The sequence below is a fragment of the Mesorhizobium sp. M7A.F.Ca.CA.002.04.1.1 genome (assembly GCF_004022805.1).
In the GTDB taxonomy this organism is placed as follows: domain Bacteria; phylum Pseudomonadota; class Alphaproteobacteria; order Rhizobiales; family Rhizobiaceae; genus Mesorhizobium; species Mesorhizobium ciceri.
Genome location: NZ_RZPL01000899.1, coordinates 1 through 1,992, shown reverse-complemented (window position 1 = coordinate 1,992; position 1,992 = coordinate 1). Strand labels below are relative to the sequence as shown.

General features: G+C 62.3%; 3 protein-coding genes. 2 read left to right on the top strand and 1 reads right to left on the bottom strand.

Going from position 1 to position 1,992, the window contains the following annotated elements:
• Both ENZ75_RS30155 and ENZ75_RS30150 read left to right on the top strand, forming a co-directional pair.
• On the top strand, positions 1-238 hold a 238-nt coding region (locus ENZ75_RS30155; protein ID WP_281061313.1), incomplete at its 5' end, for an inositol monophosphatase family protein.
• A gap of 59 nt (positions 239-297) precedes the next feature.
• On the top strand, positions 298-705 hold the full coding sequence (locus tag ENZ75_RS30150; RefSeq protein ID WP_063167817.1) for a hypothetical protein: 408 nt from the start codon (positions 298-300) through the stop codon (positions 703-705).
• Here the strand turns inward: ENZ75_RS30150 and ENZ75_RS30145 are convergent.
• Complete coding sequence (locus ENZ75_RS30145; protein WP_082826441.1) at positions 702-1,970, bottom strand: multidrug effflux MFS transporter; 1,269 nt, start codon at positions 1,968-1,970, stop codon at positions 702-704. The two genes, ENZ75_RS30150 and ENZ75_RS30145, sit on opposite strands and share 4 nt — an antisense overlap.
• Positions 1,971-1,992: the final 22 nt, after the last annotated feature.

Genomic DNA, 1,992 nt, shown 5'->3' with positions numbered 1-1,992 from the left:
TCGCTGCGCCGCGCACGAATACCGCCTGCTGGCGAGCGGCCATGCCCACTTCGTCGTCTACAACAAGCTGATGCCGTGGGACCACCTGGCCGGCGTGCTGATCCATGCCGAGGCCGGCGGCCATGCGGCGCGCTTCGACGGCAGCGCCTATCTGCCCTCGCATCTCGGCGGCGGCCTGCTTGTCGCGCCAGACAAGGAAAGCTGGCACGAATTGCGCCGCGAGCTCTGGGCGCAGTAGGATCGATTGCTGCGTTAGCCGAAAGCAGTACAATCTCGCGCAAATCCGGAGGCTCTCGAATGAAACCTCGGTTTGCATTTGTCGCGGCGGCTCTTGCCGCCGGTCTGTTCGCCAGTTCCCTGGAAGCAAGGTCGCAAGAGCGCAGCTGTCGCAGTACCGATCCCGTCGACACGATAAAGGAGATGTCGGACGCGATCTATGCCTGCTGGAAGCCGCCACCCGGAACCGCGGGCATGTCCCTCACGCTGCGGTTCTCGCTTCGCCGCAACGGCACGCTGATCGGCAAACCTCGCGCCACATATTCCGATCTGGGAACCGATGCCCAGCGCAGCCGGGCCTTCGTGGCATCCATCCTCAGGGCACTCGATGACGCTCTGCCATTGCACTTTTCGGACAGCATGGGCGAAGCAATTGCGGGGCGCATGCTTGCCCCTCGGTTCACGGCAGCCCTTGAAGGTGCGTCCTAATGCAAGTCGGTGATGTGCCCTGAAACGGGCGGGTTCTGTGGCTGGAACATCTTGCCGCGCTCGGCGATGAAGATCATCAGCAGCGCGGCGACCGAGACGCTGCAGAAGCCGGCGGCCAGCGGCGTCACCGTGCCGTTGAAGGCCTGGCCGATCAGCGTACCGAGAATGCCGCCGAGAAACGTCTGCATGAAACCGAGGATCGACGAAGCCGTGCCGGCCAGTTGGCCGAGCGGCTCCATGGCCAGCGCGTTGAAGTTCGCGCCGAGCGCACCGAATGGAAGCATGGCGCAGGCAAAGAAGGTGATGAACAGCCAGAGCGGCATCTTCATCTCCAGCGAAATCACCAGCCAGGCAAGGCTGATGACCAGGAACAGCAGCAACGCACTCTGCGACAGGCGGCGCATGCCGATGCGACCGACAAGGCGCGAGTTCAGAAAGTTGGAGAAGGCGAGCACGCCCGCAACCCCGGCAAAGATGACCGGGAACATCTCGCCGACTTTGAAAATGTCGACATAGATCTGCTGCGCCGAAGCGATGAAGCCAAACATGGCGCCGAAAATGAAGGTGCTGGCGAAGGCATAGCAGATCGCAATGCGGTTGGTGAGAACGATACGAAACCCGCCGACAATGGAGTTGAGCGTCAGCGGCCGGCGATGTTCGGGATGCAGCGTTTCAGGAAGGCGCAGCAGCGACCAGGCCGAGACGAGCAGCGCACCGACGGCCATGGTGACGAAGATCCAATGCCAGGTCGCAAACAGCATGATAAATTGGCCGATGCCGGGAGCAATGACCGGTATCGCCATGAACACCATGAAGATCAGCGACATCACCTCGGCCATGCGCCGGCCGTCGAACGTATCGCGCACGATCGAGACCGCGATGACACGAGTGGCGGCTGCACCGATGCCTTGCACGGCCCGGCACAGCAGAAGTGTTTCAAAGCTTGGTGCAACGGCGGCGGCCGCAGCCGCGGCGACATAAATCACCAGCCCGGCGACCAGTGGTGCGCGACGTCCGAAGCGATCCGAGATCGGCCCGAAGAACAGCTGCCCGCCACCGAAGCCCAGAATGTAGGCCGTTATGACGTACTGCCGGTGGTTTTCATTTTCGACGCCGAGCGAGGCGCCGATCTGCTGCAGAGCCGGCAGCATGATATCGATGGCCAGCGAGTTCAGCGCCATCAGTGCCGCGCACAGAGCGATGAACTCCCAGCGCGGAATGGGCAGTTTGCTTGCCGATTGCGGCGCTGGTTTTGGCTGGTCCACGGCAAGTCCGATCTTTCAAACG

Excerpts from the sequence above, each read along its gene's own strand:
- ENZ75_RS30150 (WP_063167817.1), top strand. The coding sequence starts at position 298 with ATGAAACCTCGGTTTGCATTTGTCGCGGCGGCTCTTGCCGCCGGTCTG.